Here is a 17,048-nt window from a genome sequence, read left to right as displayed (position 1 = left end):
CGGCGCGGCCTAGCCGGGAACCTGTCCGCATATCGAGACGCGCGGGATCACCTCCTGGTTGCGGTAGACGTCGGCGCTCCAGCTCGGTCCGGCGGACGCCACGATCGGCGGTATCCGCGGGGCCCGGGACGGGCTGAGCAGGCTGAGGAACTTGTTGATCACCTGGACGACGGGTTCCAGGATCCGGTAGCCGATCCCGAACCGCGCCCGCACGCCGAGCCCGACGCCCCGGCACAGCGCGTACGGAGCGCCGAGCGCGGACCCGATGGTGGCGCCGTACGAGGTGACCAGCTCGAACCAGATCCCGGCGGTGAACAGGAACGCGCTGATGCCCAAGGTGAACCGCACGCCGTGCCGGACGACAAGCCCCATCACGCCGACCGGCACACCGGTGAGCGAGTCGAGCAGGCTCACCCGGCGGGCGAAGCCCTCGGTCACGCGCGAGCCCACCTGGCCGCCCGCGTAGCCGAACCCGAGCTTGCCGGCGAGGGCGTACTCGCCGGAGCCGCGGAACGTGCCCAGTTTCGCGCCGAACGCGGTGGCCACCTCAAGCGTCTGGCTCACCGTGAACGACAGCGGCAGGCCGGCGACCAGCCCGATCGGGAACGCGATGTCGACCGGGACCGGGAACGTCCGGCGGTGGTTCTGCCCGCCGTCGATCCCGGCGGTGAAGTCCACCTTGATGCCGAAGCCGCCACCGATCTCCAGTTCGGCCCGGGTCACCTTGCCGGCGCCGATGGCCAGGTGGAACGACGCGGCCGGTCGGCCCACGGTCAGCGTCACGGTGCCGGCCAGCCGGAGGCCGCCGTCGTCGTACGTGAAGTGCGTGCCGACGCCACCGGCGCAGCAGAACGTCCGGACCCGGTAGCCGTGGGCGCTCGCGGCGGCCTGCCCGCCCGGCGCGGGTGGCGGCTGCGCGGGCGCGACGGCGAGCGGGCGGGCCCGGCCGAGCGTGCCGCCGGCCGCCGCGGCGTCCCGGGTCCACGACGGCTCGCCGGCCACGTAGACGGTCGGGCGGTCGAGCGTGACGTCGTCCCCGCCGAACGTGCCGTCACGGATCACCTCGGTGAGCGTGACCGGGCCGATCGTGACGACAAGGTCGCCGCCTTCCTCGGCCAGGTCGAGCACGCGTCCCACGCCGCGTCCGGTGAGGAACATGACCCGGCCGGGCGCGAGCCGGTCGGCGTCGCGGGCACCGGGGTCGAGCCGCCAGATCAGCCCGTCCGGGCTCACCGACCGCACGGTGCGGCTGCCCCCGCCGACGAGCACCACGTCCGGTTGCAGCGTGACGTCCTTGCCCGGGACCGGCGCCTGCCCGTACCGGGGCTCCCCGTCGCCCGCGTCGGCCGGGCCTGGTCTGGGGCCGCCGCAGCCGGTCACCACGAGCAGCACCACCAAGCCGGCCGTGAGCAGCCGCCGGCCGCGCACCGGCCGCCTCACATCCGGCCGGCGACGGTACGGGCGAGCCGTTCCAGCGGCGCCCGGTTCTCCTGCGGGTCGTTGAGCCGCATCAGCCGCACCGCGACCCACAGCTCGCCCTTGCGCAGGAAGAACGCCTCGTAGGTGAGCAGGGCCTCGTCTGCCGTGCCGGTCAGCTCCCGGATCTCGTGCCCGAGCTGCCGCTCGATGTCGAGGTACTTCTTGGCGCCGTCACCCACGAACACCTCGACCTGGGCGGTCGGCCCGCTCACCGGGCCGGTGTAGGTGCAGGACTGCCCGGCCGCCACCGGTTCCTCCAGCGGCGTGCCGGCGAGGCGCTCGGCGTCGTCCTTCGACACCAGCGTGCACGCCTGCGGCGCATCGGCGGCGTCGTCCACCGGTCCGGCGCTCGGCTCGGCCGGCGCCTCCCCGGTTGGGTCCGCGACCGGCGTGCCCGCACCGGGTACGGCGCCACCGGCGGCCGGCGGTTCGTCGCCGCCGCAACCGGCGGACGCGGTGAGCAGGGCCGCGGCCAGCGCGAGCGCGACCAGTCGGCGGGTTCGCATGCCTGCCCCGCTCAGGCCGGGATCGCGTCGAGCGTGCGGCGCAGGATCTGCTCGTTACCTGCGGTGCCGCCTTCGAAGCTGCTGATGGTCACCGTGTACGTGCCCTTGCCGTCGATCAGCACCGCCTCGCCGCGCACGTCCTTGACCGCGAGGTAGCCCCGCTCGCCCCGGTCCAGGTCGACGACCTTCTCGTACTGCTGGCCGGCCTGGTCGTACTGGTAGTCGTAGGTGGCCTTGCCGGCGGTCGCCGAGGCGGTGGTGACCGCCAGCTGGGCGACGCCGTCGCCGAACGAGCAGTTGCCCTCGTCGCGCAGCTTCCGGTCGACCAGTTCGGAGACCTGGGCGGCGGTGAACGGGCACGGCGGCCGCACGTCGTCCACCGCGCCCGCGTCCGGGTCGCCGCCGTCCCCGTCCGCCGCGGTGTCGGCCGACCCGGCGTCGACGATCCCGCCGCCGCCGGAGTCGCACCCGGCCGGCGCGAGCAGGGCGAGCAGGAGCAGGGGCAGGATCAGCCCCAGCGGGAGCCCGCCGTCGCGGCGGGAACGGGCGGTCCGGACCGGTGTGAGCGCGTCAGATGCCATGCCCCTGACGCTAGGCGCGTCGTCACCGCGCGTAATCGGGGGTTTCCCTATGCGATGACCTTGCGAACCGGCTCGTCCGCCCCGGCGGGCGGCGCGTCCGTGCCGCTGCGCCGTCCCACCCGGATGGCGAGCCGCTCCACGTAGCCGACCAGGAGCGCGACGAACAGCACCACGAACAGGATCAGCATCGGCAGCGGCAGGATCAGGCCCAGCGGAAGCTCGCCGCCGCCGCCGAAAGCACGGTTCGCGATCATCGTCACCAGCGCGGGCGCGGTGAGGCTGTCCGGGCCCCGGCCCACCAGCGTGGCCCACAGTGGCGACTGGGCGTGTGCCAGCCAGGTCGGCAACGCGGTCACGGCCAGCATCGGCAGCGCCGGCAGCAGCAGCGTACGGCCGATGCCGCCGCCGGAGCGCCACCGCTCGTGCTGGCCCCGGAACAGCAGCGTGAACGCGAACAGCGCGGGCACCGACAGCCAGGTGGGCGGCACCAGGCCGAGGAACAGGCCCAGCTGTTCGCGTTCCATCGTGCGTTCGAAATTGGCGATGGCCAGCGGGCCGGCACCGACGAACAACCACGGCGCGAACGGCACCAGCAGCAGTTCGCTCCAGCGTCCGAGCGGCCGCAGCGCGCCGATCCCGAATCCGGCCAGCGCGGCGAGCGTCACCGCGACGAGTGTGGACAGCAGCGGCGGCACCCAGGTGTTGGCGAACAGGTTCGAGGTCTCGACCCCCCGCGGCAGGGGCCCGGTGTCGGCGGAGAAGTTCCGCAGCCACGGCAGCGACGCCCAGACGGTCACGCCGACGACCACGACGAGCGCGGCGACGGTCGACCCGACGAGCAGCGGCCGGCGGCCGGTGAAGGACTCCGCCTCCCGGGCGGCCGGGCCGTCCCGCCAGCCGTCGAACTCGATGCGCAGCCGGGTGGCCAGGATGAGCGCCACCGCGGCCAGCCCGAGCAGCCCGAGCAGCACCAGCAGCAGCGTCGACGTGGCCGATCCGACGCCCAGGCGCAACGTCCGGAACGAGGTCTGCACGGCGGTGAACACCGGCGTCGCCGTGTAGTCGCCGCGCGGCCCGCCGCCGGTCAGGATGGACGGGGCGGTGTAGGTCTGCAGGCCGGCGGCGAGGACGCCCAGGCCGAGCAGCCCGCCGGCAGCCAGCATCGCGGGCGCGGGCCGCTGGTCGGGCTCGCGGCGGCGCAGGGCGCTCAGGTACAGCGTCGCGGCCACCGCGACGACCAGTCCGAACGTCACCTGGGCCAGCGCCGAGACGAGGAACGCCCGGGGGGACTGCAGATCCTGGGTGAGAGTGCCGTTCTCGATGCCCTCGGCGCGCCGGCCGAGGTACACCGCGACCGGTGCGTACGCGGCCAGCGGCAGCGCGAGCACGCCCCGGGTGACCAGGCGGGTGACCCGGCCGGCCCGGTCGGCGAGGACCGCGAGCAGCGGCGCGGCGAGCAGCGCCACCGCCAGCGGGATCAGGGCGAGCAGCACCGCGAACCCGACCTGCCCGGCGAACCCGGAGGTGAAGGCGGCCTCGTAGTTCGCCGTACCGGCCGACTCACCCGAGCGGCGCGGCCCGTCGGCCTGGAAGCTGCGGGACACAGTGGACAGCGTGGGCAGGACGTACGACCAGACCCAGACGATCACCGCCGGGACGATCAGCGCCAGCCCGACCAGGGCCCTCCCCGGACGGGTCGGCGGCGTGAGCGGGGGCACTGACGCTGTCACCTGCGGCGCGGCCGGCTGGTTCATCGGGACATCCACCCTCGAAGATCGACGATCACGGCCGTCGCGACGATAACCGATGCCGTCCACCAGCGCGCGGCGGCCGACCGGCGACCCGGCGCAGCCGGATAGGGTCGCAACCGTGCGGACCAAGCAGGAGCTGTCGACGGCGATCCGGGAACGACGGCGGGCGGCGCTGGTGGTCAACGCCCACTCCCGCCGGGGCCGGCGGCTCTACGACACCGTCCACGAACGCCTGCGGGCGGCCGGTTTCGTGCTGCTCGGCGCGTACCCGGTCGACCGGCCCGGCGAGCTGGACCGGGTGCTCGCCGAGGCCGCCGACCTGGGCCCGGACCTGCTGGTGACCGGCGGCGGTGACGGCACCGTCGGCGCGGCGGCCCGGCTGCTAGCCCACCGGGACATCGCGATGGGCCTGCTGCCGCTGGGCACCACTAACAACTTCGCCCGTACGGTCGGCGTCCCGCTCGATCTCGACGCCGCGATCGCGGTGCTCACCGGCGGCAAGGTGATCGACGTCGACCTGGGCCTGATCGGTGACACCCGGTTCACCAACCACGTCGGGATCGGGCTGTCCGCCGACATCATGCAGGCCGCCCCGCCGGGGCTGAAGCGGGTCGTCGGGCGGCTCGCGTACCCGATGACCGGGCTGGGGCTGCTGGCCCGGCACCGGCCGCTGGCCGTGACGGTCCGCGCCGAGGGCCGCGAGCACACGTTCACCACGCACCAGGTGTATGTGGCGAACGGCGGTTTCCACGCCGGCCGGCCGATCACCGCCGACGCCACCGCCGACGACCGGCTGCTGGTGGCGTACCCGGTGGGTGGGCCGACCCGGCGCGGGCTGCTGCGCGAGACGGCGCGCAACGCGGCGGCCGGCCACCGCCGCACCCTCGGTGACGAGCCGTTCCTGGCGGTCCGCCAGCTGTGGCTGGACACCGACCGGCCGGCCCGCATCGAGGTCGACGGCGAGCCGTACGGGCAGACGCCGGTCCGCATCGGCCTGGATCCGAACGCGTTGCGGCTGATGGCCCGCTCCGACAGCCCGGACCACTGAGGCGGTCAGGCCCAGTGCTCCTCGTCGGGCAGCGGAATCTCCGTGTTCTGCTCCACCGCGTCGGCGGCGGTGAGGTCGTCGCGCACCGACTCGCCCAGGCCCGCCCGGTCGCTCGGCGCGCGCAGCACACCCTGCTCGGCCAGGTCCGCCTCGCTCGCCTCGGGCACCGCCGCGTCGACCGTGTCGGGTGGGCCGACGAGCGTCTCGTCCTGCCGCTGCTCCTGCGCGTCGGCCGCGGGCGGCCGGCGCAGCGCGTCCTCGCTCATCGCGCGCCCGTCACGCCGTACGCCGCACGTACGGCGCGCTCTGGTCGGCCACCTCGCCGTACTCGGCCGGGAGCTGCGTGACGACCTGAGCGTAGGCGGCCGGATCGACGGCGTCGCGCAGCACGTCGAACACGGCGGTGATGCCGTCCCGGGCGGCGTCCACGTCGACGTCGGCGCGTCCGCTCACCCGCTCCACGAACACGTCGAGCCCGAACGGTTCGGCGTCCTCGGCCGGGCCGAACGCGTACGCCCGCAGCGCCTCCGGCAGCCGATCGGCGAGGTCACGGGCCTCCCCGCCGTCGATCCGCTCGGCCAGCGTGGTCAAGGTCGCCCGGGTGATCGCGGTGGCCTGCTCCGCGGACGCGCCGCACCGCTGGGCCACCGCGCCGATGAACTGATCCTGGTCCATCTCGCCGCCTTCCTCCGCCGGGATCGCCGGATTCCCACGCTGGACCTCCGCAAACGGCCGCCGGGCCGGGGGGTAGCCTGCAGCGCGGAACCCGCAGCGAGGAGGCCCCGACAGTGCAGCCGACGACCGTGGACGTGCCCACCCCCGACGGAACCGCTGACGCCTACCTGGCCGTGCCGGAGGCCGGCGGGCCCTTCCCGGCCGTCCTGCTGTTCATGGACGCCTTCGGGCTGCGGCCCCGGGTGGCGGAGATGGCCGCGACGATCGCCGAGCGCGGATACGTCGTGCTGGCGCCCAACCTGTTCCACCGCGCCGGCCGGGCCCCGCTGATCGACCTCGGCGCGCTCGCCGACGACAGCCGCCGCGGCGCCCTGTTCGAGAGCATCGGGCCGATGATGGCCGCGTTGACGCCGGACGCGGTGGCCCGCGACACCGCTGCCTACCTGGACTTCCTGGCCGCCCGGCCGGACGTCGCGCCGGGACCGGCGGTGATCACCGGCTACTGCATGGGCGGCACGAACGCGCTGCGCGCGATCGAGGCGCTGCCGGACCGGATCGCCGCGGTAGCAGCGTTCCACGCCGGCCGGGTGGTCACCGACGCCCCGGACAGCCCGCACCTGGCGCTCGGCGCGGTGACCGGTGAGCTCTACTTCGGGCACGCCGACGCCGACCCGTCGATGACCGCCGAGCAGATCGCCACGCTGGAGAAGACGCTCGACGCGGCCGGGGTGACGTACCGCTCCGAGGTGTACGCCGGTGCCCGCCACGGCTACACCCAGTCGGACACCCCGATGTACGACGAGCAGGCCACGAAGCGGCACTGGACGGCGCTGTTCGACCTGCTCGACCGCACGTTCCGCAGCTGACCCGCACAAGGCGCGCGGGAGCACGGCGGACGATTCACCGGCCCGGAGGCGGGTAACCGCCGTCATGGCCGACCGCCGCGCCGACACCGTCCGCTCGCCCCTGGACCGGGCGGTCGAGCGGGGCGGTCTCGCGCTGTCCCGGGCCCGGGCCGAGGGTGGCGCGGCCGGCCGCAACCGGCTGCGCCAGTTGGAGATCACCGTGGTGATCTCCGTGCAGGCCGGGCTGGCCGCGGCGCTCGCCGCGCTGCTCGCCGACGAGCTGCTCGGCTCCGGCGCGCACGTCTTCGCCCCCGCGGCCGCGGTCGGCACCATCGCCACCGCCATCGGCCAGCGTGCCCGGCGCACGTTCGAGCTGCTCATCGGCGTCGGCCTCGGCATCCTGGTCGGTGACCTGCTGCGCGCGCTGCTGGGCAGCGGATCCTGGCAGACCGGCCTGGTGGTCACGCTGGCCATCGCCACCGCGCTGCTGGTGGCCGGGCGCGGCGGCGCGCTCGTCGGCCAGGCCGGCGGTACGGCGGTGCTGATCGCCACGCTCGCGCCGGTGCAGCCCGGCCTGGAGCTGCCCCGTATCTTCGACGCGCTGGTCGGCGGCCTGGTCGGCCTGTTCGTGGTGGCGCTGCTGCTGCCGGTCAACCCGATCCGGGTGCTGGACCGGGCGGTGGAACCGGTGGTCGCCCGGCTCACCGAGCGGCTCGACGCCGTCGCCCACGCGCTGACCCGCCGCGACGCCGACGCGGCCCAGCGCGCCCTGGAGGACCTGCGCGGGATCGAACCGGACATCGGGCGGCTCAACGACGCGCTCAGCGGGGCCGAGGAGGTGGTCACCATCGCGCCGGCCCGCTGGCACCGCCGCGCCCAGTTCCACAGGTACGCCGAAGCGACCCGGCACCTCGAACGCCTGGTGCTGTACGCCCGCTCGATCGCCCGCCGCTCCGCCACCGCGCTGCAGTACGACGAGCCGGTTCCGCCCGCGCTGCCCGACGCGGTGGCCCGCCTCGGCCAGGCGGTACGGGAGATGAAGCGGGCCTGCAAGTCCGGTGCGGACCTGGAAAGCACCCGGGAACTGGTCCGGTCCGGCGCCGAGCTGGCCGGGCGAGCCTGGTCGCAGGGCGTTCGCGCGTTCGGCGAGGCGATGATCAGCGACCTGCGGACCGCGCAGAGCGAGCTGCTGCGGGCCACCGGCTGCCGGCCCGAGGACGCAAACGGCAGTGTGCGCCGGGCCGCCGGCGCGGGGGAGTCGGAGGCGCGCCCGCCGGCCCGCGCCCGGATGAGCCGGCCGGTCCCGCGCCGGTCCGGCGTCCGGCACCGGCCGAAGGCCACCGGGCGTCAACTGGCACCTGCCCGGGCCGGTCCGGCTGGCTAGCGTCGGCGTATGGACATCCGTCACGACGCGCCGGCCGCGCGCTTCGCCGCGCTGAGCACCGCCCACGTCGCCGACGCCTGCCTGCGCGCCGGTGTCCCCGTCCGCTGCGCCCCGGCCGCCGTCGTCCCGGTGCTGCCCGGGCGGCGCCTGGCCGGCCGGGTGCGCCCGGCCCGGCACGTCGGCAGCGTGGACGTCTTCCTGGAGGCGATCGAGCAGGCCGCCGAGGGGGACGTGCTCGTCGTCGACGACGGCGGGCGCACCGATCGGGCCTGCGTCGGCGACCTGGTGGTGCTGGAGGCGCGGGCCGCCGGCCTGGCCGGGCTGGTGGTGTGGGGCGCGCACCGGGACACCGCGGACCTGGTCGCGGTCGGGCTGCCGGTGTTCAGCCTCGGCGCCACCCCGAGCGGGCCGTTGGAGCTGGACCCGCGCCCGGACGGGGCGCTGGCGCACGCCCGGGTCGGGCCGTTCACCGTCGGCCCGGGGGATCTGGCGCTGGCCGACGACGACGGTGTGCTGTTCGTACCCGCCGACCGGGCCGGGGAGCTGTTCGACCTAGCCGAGTCCATCCGGGACACCGAGCGGCGGCAGGCGGACCGGATCCGGGCCGGCGAGTCGCTGCGGTCGCAGGTCGGCTTCGCCGCCTACCTGGCGGCCCGGGAGGCGGATCCGGCGCTGACGTTCCGGGCGCACCTGCGGACGGTGGGCGGCGCGATCGAGGAGTGACCCGGTCAGCCGCCGCGCGCCCACAGCGCCAGGCGTACCCGGTTGGCGCTGCCGGTCTTGGTCATCAGGCTGGTGATGTGCGTCTTCACTGTGGTCACCCCGATGTGCAGCCGTTCGGCGATCTCGGTGTTCGACAGGCCGTCGGCGACCAGGTCCAGCACGTCCCGCTCGCGGGCGGTCAGGTCGGCCGTCCGCCGGGGCGCGCCGGCGCGGGCGTGCACCGCGCGGTCGACCAGCCGGCGCAGCACGTCCGGGCTGAACGGGCTGTCGCCGGCGGCGGCGCGGCGGACGCCGTCGAGCAGGTCGGCCGGGGGCGCGTCCTTGAGCAGGAACCCGCAGGCGCCGGCGGTCAGCGCGGGATAGAGGTGGTCGTCGTCGCCGAACGTGGTGAGCACCATGATCCGGGTGACGGGCCGGTCGGCGAGGATCCGGCTGGTCGCGGTGATCCCGTCGACGCCGGGCATCCGCAGGTCCATCACCACCACGTCGGGGCGTAGCCGGGCGGCCAGGGCGACCGCGTCCCGGCCGTTGTCGGCCTCACCGACCACCTCGAGGTCGGGCTGGGCGTCGCAGAGCATCCGCAGGCCGGCCCGGATGAGGTGCTGGTCGTCGACCAGCAGCACCCGGATCACGCCGGCTCCGGCGTGCCCGCGCGGGGCCGGGGCGCCTGGCGGGCGGGCCCGGCCGCCGGCAGCACGGTACGGACCCGCCAGCCGGACCCGGTGGGCCCGGCCTCCAGCCGCCCGCCGAGCACCTCGACCCGTTCCCGCATGCCGACGATGCCGTGGCCGCCGCCTGCGGGCACCCCGGCCGGCGCGGCGCCCCGGCCGTCGTCGGTGACCGCCCAGTGCACCGCGTCGTCCTCGACCGACACGCTCAGGTGTGCGCGGGCCGCCGCGCCGGCGTGCTTCGCCACGTTCGTCAACGCCTCCTGGGTCAGTCGCAGCACCGCCTGGCCGCGTACCGCGTCGAGGGTGCCGACGGCCGGGTCGATGTCGGCCTCGACGACGACGCCGGCCTGCCGGGCCCGGTCGACCGCCGCGCCGAGCGCGGCCGGCAGCGCCGACGGCTCGATCGCGGTCAGCGCGGCGTCGCCGCGGACGCCGTCCGGGTCGCGCAGCACCGCCACCAGCCGCCGCAGGTCGGTCAGCGCGGCGGTGCCGGTGGCGTGCACGTCGTCGAACACCTCGCCGACCCGGGGATCCAGGTCGGGCAGGACGTGCCGGGCCACCCCGACCCGCAGCACCATCGACGCGACGTGGTGCGCGAGCACGTCGTGCAGCTCGCGGGCGATGGCGCCGCGCTCGTCGGCGCGGGCCGCCCGGCTCTCCGACTCGCGCCGGCGCCGCTCCGCCTCGGCCCGCTCCTCGGCCTGCCGCCCGAGTTCCCGGGTGGTCCGCACGACCAGTCCGAGCAGCAGCGGCAGGCCGACGGTGACGGCCAGCCCGAACAGGCCGGTGAACGCCGCGCGGACCGGTAGCCCGATCAGGTCGGTAAGGTCGACGGCGGCGAGCAGCCCGGCGCCGAGCCAGATCGTGCGTGGCCGGGTGGCCCGCATGGTCAGCTCCAGCAGCGCCCAGCTCGCACCGACCTGGTTGATCACCACGTCGTCGACCAGCACGAGCGCGGCGACCAGCAGCGCCGACTGGAGCAGCAGGTTGAGCAGCGGCCGGCGGTGGCACAGCAGGGCCAGCAGGAACGCCGGGACCGCCAGCGCCCACTGCGTACCGGTGGCGGCCGAGTTCCCGTGCGGACCGAAGACCAGGTAGCCGATGCCGCTGAGATCCAGCAGCAGGACACGCGCGAACGTGTCCCGCGCGTCGAACAACCGACCGGCCCAGCTCACCGCGTCAGCCTAGGCAACCGGTGCGGCCGCAGCCACCGCGTTCGCCGGCCGCCGCCACGCGGAGCGCAGTCCGAGGTGGACGGCCAGCCCGATCGGGCCGAGCAGGACGGTGAGCAGCAGCACCGGGGCGGTGAGCAGGGCCGGCAGCCCTCGCTCCCGCGCGTCCTGCCAGATCCACCTGCCGACGAACAGGTCGAAGGCGATCATGTGGGCCCAGGCTGCCGCCGCGCCGTCGGCGGTGCCGAGCAGGTCCCGCAGGCCGTCGAGCGTGGGCGCGGTCACCACCGGCAGCACCGTGCCGAGCGCGGGGAGCACCAGGGCCGCGTAGACGAGCAGCACCGGCGCCACGATCAGCGGCGAGCCGACGATCCGGCCGGTCCAGGACCAGCGCGGCACCAGGATCATCAGCGCCCAGAACGGGGCCGCGAGCGCGAACGTCAGACTGAACAGCGCGGTGCTCATCCGACCAGCACCACCTCGGTACGGCGGGCCCGGCGGGCCAGCACCAGCGCGGTGGCCGCCGCCGTGGCCACGACCAGCGCGGCCGCCGCGGCGAGCGTGAGCCCGTCCGGCGCGAGCAGCGGCTGCCCGCGCAGGGCCTGGGCGGTCACCAGCAGCGTCAGTGCCGCGTACGCGGCCCCGCCGACGAGCACCAGCCGGGCCCGGGTCAGCTCGTCCAGCCGCCTGCCGAGGAACCGGTCGAGCAGGATCGCCAGCAGCGGCAGCGCCTGCAACGCGTGCATGCCGACGAAGTGCCCGACGCGCAGGTCGCCGCCGGTGGTGCTCCAGCCGACCAGCGGTAGCCCCGGGCCGCCGTCCGGTACACCGACGCTGTGCGCTCCGCTGATCCCGGCGGGCGCGCCGGCCGGCTGCTGCGCCACCATCGGGAACGCGACGAGCATGCCGAGCAGGGACACGGCGAGGCCGAGCCGGACCGCGTAGCCGCCGGCCCGGTCGGCGAGGGACCGGCGGGACAGCACGACCGCCAGCACGAGCTGGGCGGCGAACAGGACGGTGATCGCTGCGCCCATGACGCTGAACAGCGCCGCGTCCAGCGTGGTGGTTTCGTTGTAGTGACTGGTGGTGCCCCGGAGCACCTGACCCACGATGACGACCATCTCCACCACGGACATGGCCACGATCACGGTGGCGGCCCGCTCGGCCGCCCGGCTGCGGCGGGGCAGCAGGGACAGCATCCAGGCCAGCGTGACGCCGTAGAGGACGAACGAGATCGCGAACTTCAGCGGCTTGAGCCAGATCGGCGCGCCGGTCAACACGCGCGGGTCGGCCACGACGCCGACCGCGGCGACGACGGTGAGCACCGTCATCGCGGACACGAGGAGCATCAGGGGGCGGTGCCATCCGGCCGCCCGGTTCCGTACGGTAGTCATGCCTCTAGATGCTCGTGACGGACCGGGCCGATCGCGCCCGCCCGCAGGCCGCGTTCGCGGCCACGGGTCGGAGGGCGTCTCCTACCCGGGGAGGAGGCCGGACGGTCAGTCCGGCAGCCGGGGCATCTCGACGCCCGGGTCGCGGCCGAGCAGCACCCCGCGGGTCAGCGCCCGCGAGCCGAAGCGGTCCCGCACCGCGTCGACGGCGGCGTCCAGCGCCGGGCCGGGTTCGGCGGTGAACGGCAGGGTGAGCTGCGTGTGCCCGGCACCGAGGTTGCCCACCGAGACGCCGAGCAGCGTGACGCCCCGCTCCGCGATCTGCGGCAGCGCGGCGCGCAGCAGGTCACGGGCGGCGGCCCGCAGCGGCCCGGTCTGCGCGGTCGGCTCGTCGAGCGTGTGCGACCGGGTGGCGCGGGTGTAGTCGGCGAAGCGCAGCCGCAGCGTCACCGTGCGGCCGGTGCGGCGGGCGGCGCGCATCCGGCCGGTGACCCGGTCGACCAGCCCGGCCAGCACCGCGTCCAGGTCGGCGGGGGAGTGCGGGCCGCGTCCCAGCGCGTGCTGCGCGCCCATCGAGGAGCGGCGGCGGCCCACCTGAACCGCCCGTGGGTCGCGGTTGTGGGCCAGCGCGTGCAGGTGCCGGCCGGCGCCCGCGCCGAGCAGCGACACCAGCGCCGGCTCGTCCAGCCGGGCCACCTGCCCGACGGTACGGATGCCGCGGTCGCGCAGCCGCGCGGCGGTGACCGGGCCGACGCCCCACAGCCGTTCGACAGGCAGCGGGTGCAGGAACGCCAGTTCCCGGTCCGGCTCCACGACCAGCAGCCCGTCCGGCTTCGCCACGCCGCTTGCGACCTTCGCCAGGAACTTCGTCCGGGCCACGCCGACGGTGATCGGCAGGCCGACCTCTCGGCGTACCCGCTCCCGCAGCGTGGCCGCGACGGCGGCCGGCGTTCCGGCGAGCCGCCGCAGCCCACCCACGTCGAGGAACGCCTCGTCGATGCTGAGCCCTTCGACGAGCGGGGTGGTGTGCCGGAAGATCTCGAACACCGCCCGGCTGGCGGCCGTGTACGCGGCCATCCGGGGCGGCACCACGACGGCGTCCGGGCAGAGCCGCCGCGCCTGCCGGCCGCCCATCGCGCTGCGCACGCCCCGGGCCTTGGCCTCGTAGCTGCACGCGAGCACCACGCCGCCGCCGACGATCACCGGCCGGCCGCGCAGCCGGGGGTCGTCGCGCTGCTCGACCGAGGCGTAGAACGCGTCCAGGTCGGCGTGCAGGATGGTGGCCTCGCTCGACACCCCGCCATACTCGCACACATGTTCGAATGAGCGCGGCTGACCTGCCTTGATACACGCGACCGGCCGACGGGAGCACCCGCCGGCCGGTCGCGTGCGCCTCACCGTCCGTAGACCTCGAACTCGTAGAGCGAGAAGCCGTACGAGGTGGCCCGGGTGACGCCGTACATCCGCACGTATCGTGCGCTGACCGGGGCGAACGTCACGTTGTCGACGCCGCCGTTGCCGGTGGTGGTGCTGAACACCGGCTGCCAGGAGTTGCCGTCGGCGGAGACCTCGATCCGGTAGCCGGTGGCGTACGCGGCCTCCCACCGCAGCCCCGCCCGGCTGATCGTCCGGGCCGAGCCGAGGTCCACCCGCAGCCACTGGTTGTCGTTGTAGCTGCTGGCCCACCGGGTGCCGAGGCTGCCGTCGACCGCCTTCGCCGGGGTGTTGCTGGTCAGGAACTGCGTGCTGGACGCGGTGGCGGTACGGCCCTGCGCCAGGTTGGTCACCGCGTCGCCCCGGCGCGCCGGGAACGAGACGACCTGCTGGTATGTGGGCCGGTTCTGCCAGGCGATCAGCGGGTGGGTGATGCCGCCGAGCCCGGACTGGGCGATCGAGTCGGCGCACCACTGGTCGCCGGCACCGCACGACGAGTCGCCCGGGTAGACGGTGGTCGCCGGCGCCGCCGCGGCCTGGCCGAGCGTGTCGAGCAGCGCCTGCCGGCACGCGCCCAGGTTGCCGTTGCCGCAGTACGTGCGCCCGAGGCCGCCGGCCACCGGGTCGCCGAGCACGGCCCGCAGGTCCTTGTCGACGTAACCCCACCAGCCGTACTGGAACGCCGAGCCCTTGTGCGCCTGGCCCTGCGCCGCCCAGCTCACGGTGCCGTCGCGGGCGCCGTTCTGGCCGCCCGAGGGCGCCTCGTTGACCTGGAGGGCGCCGACGAGCGCGCCGTACAGGTCGGGGCCGAGGCCGGGGCGGAACTGCGCCGCGGCGAGCAGCGGCCACCAGGCGTCGAAGATCCGGATCGCCTCGGCGTGCTGGTAGACCTTCGACCCGGGTGACGTCTCCACCCGCCGCGACCCGGCCTGCTGCCAGGCCCGCAGCTTTGTCACCGCGGCGGCCAGTGTCGGGTCGGTGACCGGCGTGCTGTCGAGCACCCGTAGCAGTTCGCCGAGCACCTGCTGGCCGCGCAGGTCGGTCACCGCCGCCTCGGCGGTGATCCGCACGATGTCGGCGCGGCCTACCTTGCGCTGGGCGATGGCCGCCTTCACCGGACCGTCGAGCAGCTGACCCCGGTGCACCGCGCCGTAGCTGAAGTTGCCGTCGGCCGCGCCGAAGTCACGCGCCTGCTTGTTGTTCCAGCTGACGTAGTAGTCCTGGTTGACCGACTGCGGGTGGGCCGACGCCGGGGCGTACGTGGCGTCGTTGGTGTCCGGGTTCCAGCCGGCCCACTCGTACGCCGGCTCCGCCTTCATCGGCAGGTTCGGGTCGGAGGTGGAGGAGCGCACCGGGTTCGAGCCGGAGTTGTAGTACGCCGCCTCGGTCGAGTTGACGTAGAACCAGTTGAACGCGTACCCGACGCTGGCCGCGGACGCCTGGAACGCCGCCGCGCTGCCCATCGCCGCCGGGTCGTTGTACGCCTGGAAGCCGATCGCCGAGTCGGCCTCGTGCCGGTAGGTGGAGCGCAGCTTGGTGAACGCGGTGGGCTGCCCGTTCACCAGGCCCCGGTAGGACACCAGTCCGTACTTGGTGCGCAGCGCGCGCAGCGTGTACGCGCCGGCCGGGGTGGAGTCGGCGAGCGTCGGAGACCAGGAGTTGCGCTTCTCCAGCACCTCCATCGCGACGCACTGGCCGCGGAAGAGGTAGCGGTTGGAGCGCAGCGTCGGCGCGCTGCCGTCGGTGGTGCACAGCGGCACCGCGTACGTGTCGGTCAGGTCCTGCGAGGCGGAGGTGGCGCTCCACGCGTAGTCCTGGCCGCGGCCGAGCAGCACGTAGAGGTTCAGCCCGGCGAACGCCGCGCCGCGGGCGCTGATCCCCGGCCCCTGGAGTTCCTGGAGCATGAGCAGCTGCGGAGCGAAGTAGCCGGTCTGCGGGCCGAACACGGCCACCGGGTTGCCGGTGGTGGTGTGCCGGCCGGAGACCACCACGGCGTTGGACATGCCGTGCGCCCGCAGGTTGGACAGGCCGCCGACCAGGTCCTTGGTGGCGGCGCTGGTGCCGGTGCGGGCGGCGGCCCCGCCGGTGGCGTCGTACGCGAGCGGCTCGGCGACCACGGTGCCGGCGTCGGGCAGCACCGCGCTGGTGGCACCGGGCGGTGTCGCGCCGTACGGGAAGCTCTGCCCGTCGTGCAGCGTCAGCACGGTCTCCGGGTCGTTCTGGGAGCGGAACGCCGCCCAGACCCGGTCGCCCTCGGTCGGGCCGTACTTGGCCCGGGCGGCCACCCGCACCAGCGCGGACTGCACCTCGCTGCCGCCGCCCCCGCCGAACAGCCCGCCGATGACACCGGCGGTGGCGATCAGGTCGGTCATGGTGAAGTGCTTCGGCTTCCCGGCGCCGGTGAGCACGTACTCGCCGGGGTAGTTGTCGTCGGCGATCGACTTGTCGATGTAGGCGTTGATGCCGGCGATGTAGTCGACGACGTCGGTGTAGAGCTGCTGGCCCCGGGTGCCCTTGAGGCGCAGCGCGTCCACCTGGGCCTGGAGGTCCGCCTCGGTGTAGGGCGAGTTGGCCCAGACGCTCTGCTCCAGCTCGCGATTGCCCGGCGCGCCGCCGGCGAACGAGCTGACGTTGCCGCGGCCGACGTGCCGCAGCAGGTCCATCACCCAGAGCCGGTCCTGGGCTCCGGCGTACCCGGCGCCGAACATGGTGCCGGAGCGCGTGGTGCCGGTGACGTGCGGGACGCCGGTGGCCTTGTCCCGCACGATGGTGACGTCCGAACGCGGCGAGATCCTGCTCTCGACCTGCGCATCGGGGACGCCGAACGAGGCGTCGTTGTAGAAGTGGGCGATCTGCTCGTCGGTCAACCCGGCGTAGTTGTAGACCAGGTTGGCGTACTCGTCGAGCTGGTCGCTTGAGTGCGCGGGGCGGGTGCCGAGCGCCTGGTGGGCCAGGATGCCGGCCAGCGTGGCGTTGCCGTTCTGCCCGGGGGGCAGGATGTCGGCGCACTGACCGAGGCAGTAGTCGTCGGGGGTGAACGTGGTGGCGGCGAGCGCCGGTGACGGCGGGATGACCGTCAGGACGCTCGCGGTGAGGGCGGCGGCGGTGAGCGCCGCGAGGCGGGCACGGATGGCGGGTAATGGCATGGCGATCCTCCGGGGACGCGGAGTAGGGCCGTTCGGTACGCCCGGCTGACGGCGTCTCGGCCTCCGTGCCCGGGCGTTCTGCCCGGAGGTGAGAATGACTCATATCTATCTGCGGGCAATGATCGGCGCACCACAGCCGTCCGGGATAGCCGTCGTTCACCAGTCGTCAATGCCGACGTTTCGCCGCGATCCGTCCCGCAACGACGCGGTGGGGGTGGCGCCGTTGCCACCCCCACCGCTCT

At 74.9% G+C, this 17,048-nt stretch carries 16 protein-coding genes; 4 read left to right on the top strand and 12 right to left on the bottom strand.

All coding sequences use genetic code 11. The features are described 5' to 3' along the window. Positions 1-9: 9 nt before the first annotated feature. The 4 genes from O7611_RS14690 to O7611_RS14675 are packed head-to-tail and all read right to left on the bottom strand — an operon-like array spanning position 10 to position 4,320. Positions 10-1,428 (bottom strand): hypothetical protein, encoded by a 1,419-nt coding sequence (locus tag O7611_RS14690; RefSeq protein ID WP_269697055.1) that lies wholly within the window; start codon positions 1,426-1,428, stop codon positions 10-12. Between the two features lie 8 nt (positions 1,429-1,436). Beyond that, complete coding sequence (locus O7611_RS14685) at positions 1,437-1,985, bottom strand: hypothetical protein (RefSeq protein ID WP_269697054.1); 549 nt, start codon at positions 1,983-1,985, stop codon at positions 1,437-1,439. Between the two features lie 11 nt (positions 1,986-1,996). Then, the gene (locus O7611_RS14680; RefSeq protein ID WP_269697053.1) at positions 1,997-2,566 is read right to left on the bottom strand and encodes a hypothetical protein; all 570 of its coding nucleotides are present in this window, start codon (positions 2,564-2,566) and stop codon (positions 1,997-1,999) included. Positions 2,567-2,613: 47 nt separating this feature from the next. Further along, on the bottom strand, positions 2,614-4,320 hold the full coding sequence (locus O7611_RS14675; protein WP_269697052.1) for a sugar ABC transporter permease: 1,707 nt from the start codon (positions 4,318-4,320) through the stop codon (positions 2,614-2,616). A 115-nt stretch (positions 4,321-4,435) separates the two neighbouring features. On the opposite strand from O7611_RS14675, the gene O7611_RS14670 reads away from it, so the two are divergent. Then, a complete protein-coding gene (locus tag O7611_RS14670; protein ID WP_194799395.1) occupies positions 4,436-5,365 on the top strand; it encodes a diacylglycerol/lipid kinase family protein in 930 nt (309 codons plus the stop codon). Between the two features lie 5 nt (positions 5,366-5,370). Here the strand turns inward: O7611_RS14670 and O7611_RS14665 are convergent, their stop codons facing one another. Together O7611_RS14665 and O7611_RS14660 are read right to left on the bottom strand one after the other, a co-directional pair. Next, positions 5,371-5,631 carry a hypothetical protein gene (locus O7611_RS14665; protein ID WP_194799396.1) on the bottom strand — a complete coding sequence of 87 codons (261 nt, stop codon included), beginning with the start codon at positions 5,629-5,631 and terminating at the stop codon, positions 5,371-5,373. A 10-nt stretch (positions 5,632-5,641) separates the two neighbouring features. Beyond that, positions 5,642-6,040 (bottom strand): DUF2267 domain-containing protein, encoded by a 399-nt coding sequence (locus O7611_RS14660; protein ID WP_135240288.1) that lies wholly within the window; start codon positions 6,038-6,040, stop codon positions 5,642-5,644. A gap of 113 nt (positions 6,041-6,153) precedes the next feature. On the opposite strand from O7611_RS14660, the gene O7611_RS14655 reads away from it, so the two are divergent. The 3 genes from O7611_RS14655 (at position 6,154) to O7611_RS14645 (ending at position 8,992) form a co-directional block, all read left to right on the top strand. Then, entirely contained in the window at positions 6,154-6,906 is a 753-nt protein-coding gene (locus O7611_RS14655) for a dienelactone hydrolase family protein (RefSeq protein ID WP_269697051.1), read from the top strand. A 64-nt stretch (positions 6,907-6,970) separates the two neighbouring features. After that, positions 6,971-8,269: an FUSC family protein gene (locus tag O7611_RS14650; protein ID WP_194799398.1), complete on the top strand. Its 1,299-nt coding sequence runs from the start codon at positions 6,971-6,973 to the stop codon at positions 8,267-8,269. A gap of 9 nt (positions 8,270-8,278) precedes the next feature. After that, positions 8,279-8,992: an RraA family protein gene (locus tag O7611_RS14645; RefSeq protein ID WP_194799399.1), complete on the top strand. Its 714-nt coding sequence runs from the start codon at positions 8,279-8,281 to the stop codon at positions 8,990-8,992. A gap of 5 nt (positions 8,993-8,997) precedes the next feature. Here the strand turns inward: O7611_RS14645 and O7611_RS14640 are convergent, their stop codons facing one another. From O7611_RS14640 to O7611_RS14615, 6 genes are all read right to left on the bottom strand, one after another. After that, the gene (locus O7611_RS14640; protein WP_194799400.1) at positions 8,998-9,624 is read right to left on the bottom strand and encodes a response regulator; all 627 of its coding nucleotides are present in this window, start codon (positions 9,622-9,624) and stop codon (positions 8,998-9,000) included. Beyond that, on the bottom strand, positions 9,621-10,838 hold the full coding sequence (locus O7611_RS14635) for a sensor histidine kinase (RefSeq protein ID WP_269697050.1): 1,218 nt from the start codon (positions 10,836-10,838) through the stop codon (positions 9,621-9,623). Before O7611_RS14635 ends, O7611_RS14640 begins: the two co-directional genes overlap by 4 nt. Before the next feature lie 9 nt (positions 10,839-10,847). After that, entirely contained in the window at positions 10,848-11,300 is a 453-nt protein-coding gene (locus O7611_RS14630; RefSeq protein ID WP_194799402.1) for an ABA4-like family protein, read from the bottom strand. Further along, on the bottom strand, positions 11,297-12,229 hold the full coding sequence (locus O7611_RS14625) for a hypothetical protein (RefSeq protein WP_194799403.1): 933 nt from the start codon (positions 12,227-12,229) through the stop codon (positions 11,297-11,299). Before O7611_RS14625 ends, O7611_RS14630 begins: the two co-directional genes overlap by 4 nt. A 105-nt stretch (positions 12,230-12,334) precedes the next feature. Continuing rightward, positions 12,335-13,522: a DNA polymerase IV gene (dinB, locus tag O7611_RS14620; RefSeq protein WP_194799404.1), complete on the bottom strand. Its 1,188-nt coding sequence runs from the start codon at positions 13,520-13,522 to the stop codon at positions 12,335-12,337. 98 nt (positions 13,523-13,620) lie between these two features. Then, complete coding sequence (locus O7611_RS14615; protein ID WP_269697049.1) at positions 13,621-16,806, bottom strand: penicillin acylase family protein; 3,186 nt, start codon at positions 16,804-16,806, stop codon at positions 13,621-13,623. Positions 16,807-17,048 lie beyond the last annotated feature (242 nt).

Source organism: Micromonospora sp. WMMC273, assembly GCF_027460285.1.
Taxonomy (GTDB): domain Bacteria; phylum Actinomycetota; class Actinomycetes; order Mycobacteriales; family Micromonosporaceae; genus Micromonospora; species Micromonospora aurantiaca.
Note: the sequence above shows the minus strand (reverse complement) of the source record. Positions and strands in the feature narration are given on the sequence as shown.